Consider the following 6,815-nt stretch of genomic DNA (forward strand, 5'->3'; position numbering starts at 1 on the left):
AGGCGCCGACGACATAATCGATCGGCCCGCCGCTGTCCGACGCCAAGCGGATTTCCTGGCTGAACTGGCGCTGGCGGTTCGCCTGCTGTGCCTTGGTGACGATCGGCAGCGCGGTGGAATCGCCATCGTTGGCCGGGTTCCAGTCCCACCAGCGATAGGCGGTGATCGAGGTCAGCTTGGCGGCGCCAAGGTCCCAGTCGACCTGCCCCGACACGCCATAGCCGTCCATGTTCGACTGATAATGGCCGTCGGCCTCGCCGCGCCGCGCGAAGGGATCGATCGTCGGGAAGCTGTAGCCCGGGAAACGCGCCGCGCGCGCCGCGAAATTGTTCGGGATCGCGGTGCCGTCGGCATAGGTGCCGAAATAGCCCGCGAAGATGTTGAGGACATGGTTCTGCTTCTGGCGCGAGAAGTCGCCGATGATCTTGACCTCAAGGTCGGTCGACGGGGTGATCAGCAGCTGGCCACGCACGCTCCAGTTCGAATAGTCCTGCGCGCGCTCCTTCTGCGTGTCGTTGTAGAGGAAGCCGCGCCGTTCGGTGACCGCGCCGCTCAGCCGCACCGCGATCAGGTCGCGGACGAGGCCGGTCGAGGCCGACCCGCGCAGCTGGTAATAGCCATAGTCGCCGACGCTCGCCTCGCCCGAAAATTCGGGGTCGAAGCTGGGCTTCTTCGAGGTGATGTTGATCGCGCCCGAGGTGGTGTTCTTGCCGAACAAGGTCCCCTGCGGCCCGCGCAGCACCTCGATCTGCTGCAGATCGACCAGGTCGAACTGCGTCTGCCCGACGCGGCCGTAATAGACATTGTCGATATAGAAGCCGACGCCGTTTTCGAGGCCATCGTTGGTCAGCGCGACATTGCTGCCGAGGCCGCGGATATTGATGTTGGTGTTGCGCGGGTTGAAGCTGAACACCTGCAGGCTGGGCACGATCTGCTGGATCTGCGTCAGCGTGTAGTTTCCGGTCTTTTCGAGCGTTTCGGCGCCGACGACGGTCAGCGCGATCGGCACGTCCTGCGCGCTTTCGTCGCGGCGGCGGGCAGAGACGATGATTTCGGTGCCGTCATAGCTGTCGCCAGCCGCCTCGCCGCCGTCGTCGACGATCGTCGCGACCTCGGCGGCGGTTTCCACGGCGGTTTCGGCCGCCGTGGCAGGCACCGCATAAGCAGCGAGCGCGGCGCCGAGCAGCAGGCGCAGGCGATGGTCGGGAGAATAGCGTGTCATGATGTGATGTCCCCGGGCGGCGTTCCCGCCCCCTTTTTGATTGGATTGAGATGGGCGCGATGCGCCGCGCCGGATCGTGCACTCGCCGGCCCGTCGCCCCACAAAGCGCGAGCCGCGCTGCGCAGGGACGCAGGATAGCGAGCCAGATCCGACAGGTCGGATTGGGTCAGATGAGGCATGGTTCACCGTTCGCCGGCGCACGGGCGCCGGACGCAAAGCCGCGGGCCCTCGCGTGAGGAAAGGGCGGCCTGGATGAAGGGAGGGCGCTGCCGCGCGGAGGGGATGCGGTTGGTCCGCTATCCCGCGCGTGGAAAGCGCAATGGGCTAGATGAAGATACTACACATGCGCATCGCAATACCCCTTCTGGGGGAACGCAATGCCTGGCGATGTCGCCCGAGCATCACGCGCTTTAGCCGTTGGTAACGCGGAGCAAGCTGCTTCCCGGTCAAAAGCCGCGGGTCGATGGGAGGCGGGAGAGCCTGTCGTCCGTCCCGACCAGCGCCGAACGACAAAGTCAAGTTAATCGATTGATATTGGATTCGTCAATCGCGGACGGCCGCTTTTGCGGCAAAGAAAATCTTTCGGGGGATGAGCCGAGCGTTGAGAAGCGAAGTGTAGAGCCGAGCGCGGCCCGCGGGGCGGGGCCGCGCTCGGCTTAGTCCGGCTCAGCGCTGGCCGCGGAGCAGCAGATGACTGATCGCGGGCAGGACGAACAGGGTCAGCAGGGTCGAGGTGACCAATCCGCCGATGACGACGATCGCCAGCGGCTTCTGCACCTCGGCCCCGGTCCCGGTGGCGAGCGCCATCGGGACGAAGCCGATGGCGGGCACGATGCCGGTCATCAGCACCGCGCGCACCCGCTCCATCACTCCCTCGCCGATCGCGGTATCGACCGGCCTTCCTTCGTCGATGCGCTGGTTGATGCTCGACATCACGACCAGCCCGTTGAGGACCGTCACGCCCGACAGCACGATGAAGCCGACCGCGGCGGACACCGAAAAGGGCAGCCCCGTCAGCAACAGCGCGAACACCCCGCCCGCCAGCGCCAGCGGGATCGCCGAATAGACCGCGACGGCCTGGCGGACGCCGCCAAGGGCGAGGAACAGGATCGCAAAGATCGCCGCGAAGATGACCGGGATGACGATCGACAGCCGCGCCGAGGCCGCCTGCAGATTCTCGAACTGCCCGCCCCACTCGATGAAACTCCCCGACGGCAGCTTCACCTGGGCCTCCACCTTTTGCTGCGCTTCGGCAACGAAGGACCCCAGGTCGTTGCCGCGGACATTGGCCTGGACCACGATCCGCCGCTTGCCGTTTTCGCGGCTGACCTGGTTCAACCCTTCGGAAAAGCCGAAGCTGGCCAGTTCGCGGAGCGGAACCGAGGCGCGCGCGCCGCCCTCGCCCGGCAGGAGCACCGGAAGCGCCCCCACCGCATCGAGGTCGTCGCGCGTCGCGCGGTCGAGCCGGACGACGATATCGTAGCGCCGGTCGCCTTCGAACACGATGCCGGCCTCGCGCCCGCCCAGTGCCGCCGCGACGGTATCGCTGACGTCCTGCAGCGTGAGGCCGTAGCGGGCGATCGCGTCGCGGTCGAACTGCACGTCGAGCACCGGAAAGCCGGCGGTCTGCTCGACCTTGACGTCGGCCGCGCCCGGGACGCCGTTCAGGATCGCCGCCACCTCTTGCGCCGCGCGGCCCATTTCGTCGAGATCGTCGCCGTACAGCTTGATCGCGATGTCCCCGCGCACGCCGGCGATCAACTCGTTGAAGCGGAGCTGGATCGGCTGGCTGATCTCGAAGGCATTGCCCACCAGCGGCGCGAGTTTCTGCTCGACCCGCTCGATCACATCGTCCTTCGTTCGCACGCCGTCGGGCCACGCGTCCTTCGGCTTCAGGATGATGAAGGTGTCCGACGCGTTCGGCGGCATCGGATCGCTGGCGACCTCGGCCGTCCCGGTCTTCGAATAGATGAAGGCGACTTCGGGCAGCGTCGCCACCGCCTTCTCCACCTGCAATTGCATCGCCTGCGACTGGTTCAGCGATGTCGACGGGATGCGCAGCGCCTGCATCGCCAGATTGCCCTCGCCCAGCACCGGGATGAACTCGCTGCCGAGCGTGGCAAACACCAGCATCGCCGCCGCGAAGGTTCCCCCGCCCGCCCCGATCCACGGCCAGGGGCGCGCGATGACGCGTTTGAGGACGGGTTCGTAGCGGTGTTTGATCCAGCCGATCGCACGGACCTCCTTTTCGGCGACTTCGCCGCGGATGAGGAGCGCCACCATCGCGGGCACGAAGGTCAGCGATGCGACGAACGCGCCGCCCAGCGCGAGCAGCACCGTGATCGCCATCGGCGAAAAGGTCTTGCCCTCCACCCCCGTGAAGGTGAGCAGCGGCACGAACACCAGCACGATGATCGCCTGTCCATAGATGGTGGGCTTGATCATCTCGCGCGACGCTTCGAACACCTCGTGCAGCCGTTCGCCCAGCGACAGCAGCCGGCCCTCACAATGCTGCCGTTCGGCAAGGCGCCTCAGGCAGTTTTCTATGATGATGATCGAACCGTCGACGATGAGGCCGAAGTCGAGCGCGCCAAGGCTCATCAGATTGCCCGACGTGCCGGTGATCGTCATGCCCGTCCCCATGACGAGGAACGAGATCGGGATCACCAGCGTCGCGATGATCGCGGCGCGGAAATTGCCGAGCAGCCAGAACAGCACCGCGGCGACGAGCAAGGCGCCCTCCGCCAGATTCTTCTCGACCGTACCTATCGTCGCATCGACGAGCTGCGAGCGGTCGAGCACCGGCTTGACGACCACCCCGGGGGGCAGCGACCGCGCGACGTCCTTCAGTCGATCGGCGGCGTCCGACGCGACGATGCGGCTGTTGCCGTCCGCCAGCATCAGCACGGTGCCGACCACAAGCTCCTTGCCATTTTCGGAGGCCGAGCCCGTCCGCAGTTCGCCGCCGATCGCGACGGTCGCGACGTCGCGCACCAGCACCGGCACGCCGCCGCGCGAGGCGACGGCCGCCCGGCCGATCTCGTCGAGCGAGCGGATGCGGCCGTCGGCGCGGACCAGGAAAGCCTCGCCGCCGCGTTCGACGAAATTCGCGCCGACCGAGATATTGGCGCGTTCCAGCGCTTCGGCGAGTTCGGAAAAGGAGATGCCATAGCTCGCCAATTTCCCGGCATCGGGCTGGACGACGAATTGCTTCTCATAGCCGCCGATCGAATCGATCCCGGCGACCCCGGCGACCGACCGCAGCTGCGGGCGAATGACCCAATCCTGCACGGTGCGCAGATATCCGAGCTTCGCGACATCGTCGACGAGCCGTTCGCCGGCCGGCGTCAGATAGGAACCGTCGGGCTGGAACCCCGGCTTGCCGGCAAGCTTCGGGTTCGCCCCGGTCGCCGCCGGCGCAAAATCGACCGTGTACATCAGCACTTCGCCGAGCCCTGTCGACACCGGCCCCATCTGCGGTTCGGCGCCGTCGGGCAAGCTGCCCTTGGCCTGGCTCAGCCGCTCGGCGACCTGTTGGCGCGCAAAATAGATGTCGGTGCTATCGTCGAAGATCACCGTGACCTGGCTGAACCCGTTGCGCGAGATCGACCGCGAGCTTTGCAATCCGGGGATGCCCGCCATCGCCGTCTCGATCGGGAAGGTGACGAGCCGCTCGATATCGAGCGGCCCCATATTGGGTTCGACGGTGTTGATCTGGACCTGTTTGTTGGTGATGTCGGGAACGGCATCGATCGGCAGCTTGAGCAGCTGCGTCAGGCCATAGGCCGAGATGATGAGGGTGAGCAGGACGACCGCCCAGCGAAAGCGTATCGACGCGTCGAGGAGCTTTTCGATCATATCAATGCTCCGCCTCGCCCTTGCCGATTTCGGCTTTGAGCAGGAAGGCGCCGCGGGTCGCGATGACCGCGCCCGGTGCCACGCCATCGACGATTTCGATGCGACCGCCGCCGCGCTTGCCGCTGACCACCGCCGTCGCCTGGAAACCCTTGGCGGTCCTCACGAACACGACCTCGCGCCCCTCGACCGTCTGCACCGCCTCTTCGGGAAGCGCGATCAGGCTGGATGCGGCCGCGCCCCGGGGTTTGATCCGGACGCGCAACCCCTGCCCCGGGGTCAGCCCGGCGACGCCGCCCGGCACCAGTATGATCGTCGCGGTCCGGCTTTCGGGATCGAGGCTAGGGGTCGCCGAGCGCACGACCGCCTTCACCGTTTCGCCGTCCGCAAGCTCGAGGGTCGCCGTATCACCCGGCCGCAGCCGCCGCGCATCGGCGGCGGGCACCGACGCATGGACCTCGATGCGCCCGGGGTCGGCGACGCGGAACAATTCGGTCCCGGCGAGCACATGCGAGCCGAGCTTTGCGTCGGACCTGGTGATCCGGCCCGAAATCAGGCTGGTCACGGCGAGCGTGCGTCCGTCGCCCGACAGCTTTGCCGTCGCCGCCGCCGACTGCGCGCGCCGGGCTTCGGCCTCGGCTTCGGCCAGCGCCGCCGCCGCGGCTTCGAGGTCCTGCCGCGCGGTAATCCGGGCATCGAACAGCTTTTTCTCGCGCGTATGGGTCGATCGGGCGAGCGCAAGCCGCGCCCTCGCCGCACTGCGCTCGGAGGCAAGCGCCGCGGCGTCGCGGCTCTCGATCACCGCGACCGTATCGCCGGCGCGCACCACATCGCCGAGGCGGCGATGGATGCGAATGATCGCACCGTCGGCCCGCGCCGTCAGCACCGCCTCGCCCTCGGGCGTCGGCGCCACGACGCCCTGCGCCAATATTTCCGCGCCGAGGCCGCCGGCCTCGATCGTCTCGGTGACGATGCCGGCGCCTTTGGCGCGCGCCTCGTCCATCGCGATCAGGCCTTCGACATGTCCGTCTTCCTCCGCTTCGGCCGGGGTCGCGGCGGGCGGAGCGGTGTCGGGACCGACCATCGATCGCCCGATCAGGATGCCGCCCCCGCCCATGACGAGCGCGCCGACCGCGACGGCGACGAGCAGGAGATTTTTGTTTTCAAGGATTTGCATATGACTGTTCCTATTGCGCGTTCGCGCGGCCCAGCGCGGCGAGCGCGCGGGCACGGTCGAATTGGGCTTCGATGAGTTTGAGATGGGCGCCGGTCTGCGCTTCCTGCGCGTCGATCAACTCGATGAGCGTGAACTTGCCCTGCTGATATCCGACCTCCGCCAGCCGCGCCGCTTCATTGGCCTGGAACAGGCCCGCGCCCGACAGCGCCGTGACCCGCTCGCTGGCGGCCGCCAGCATCAATTCGGCGTCGCGCCGCGACAGGCGCGTGTCGAGGCGCGTCTGCGCCAGCTGCGCCTCGGCCGCATCGCCATCGGCCCGCGCCGCGTCGATATTGCCGCGATTGCGGTCGAACAGCGGCAGCGGGATCGACAGGCCGATGATGAACGCGGTGTCCTTGCTCTCGCGAAAGCTCCGCACGCCGCCCGACGCCGTGACGTCGGGGACGGCGGCGGCTTGCGCCAGGCGCACGCGCGCCGACGCCGCATCGCGCTCGGCCGCCGCCAGCCGTTCGTCGAGGCTCTGCGCGCCGGCGGGGCAGGAGCCTGTCTTGCCGCCCACGC

The 6,815-nt window shown here is 67.6% G+C and carries 4 protein-coding genes; all 4 read right to left on the reverse strand.

Features of this window, described 5'->3' with window-relative positions:
* A partial coding sequence (locus B1A78_RS19480) for a TonB-dependent receptor (RefSeq protein WP_179102102.1) occupies positions 1-1,222 on the reverse strand: 1,222 nt, incomplete at its 3' end.
* A gap of 666 nt (positions 1,223-1,888) precedes the next feature.
* On the reverse strand, positions 1,889-5,080 hold the full coding sequence (locus tag B1A78_RS19485) for an efflux RND transporter permease subunit (protein WP_077148550.1): 3,192 nt from the start codon (positions 5,078-5,080) through the stop codon (positions 1,889-1,891).
* A gap of 1 nt (position 5,081) precedes the next feature.
* Positions 5,082-6,254 (reverse strand): efflux RND transporter periplasmic adaptor subunit, encoded by a 1,173-nt coding sequence (locus B1A78_RS19490; protein ID WP_077148552.1) that lies wholly within the window; start codon positions 6,252-6,254, stop codon positions 5,082-5,084.
* 10 nt (positions 6,255-6,264) lie between these two features.
* On the reverse strand, positions 6,265-6,815 hold a 551-nt coding region (locus B1A78_RS19495), incomplete at its 5' end, for a TolC family protein (RefSeq protein WP_179102103.1).

The sequence above is a fragment of the Sphingopyxis sp. KK2 genome (assembly GCF_001990265.1).
GTDB lineage: Bacteria > Pseudomonadota > Alphaproteobacteria > Sphingomonadales > Sphingomonadaceae > Sphingopyxis.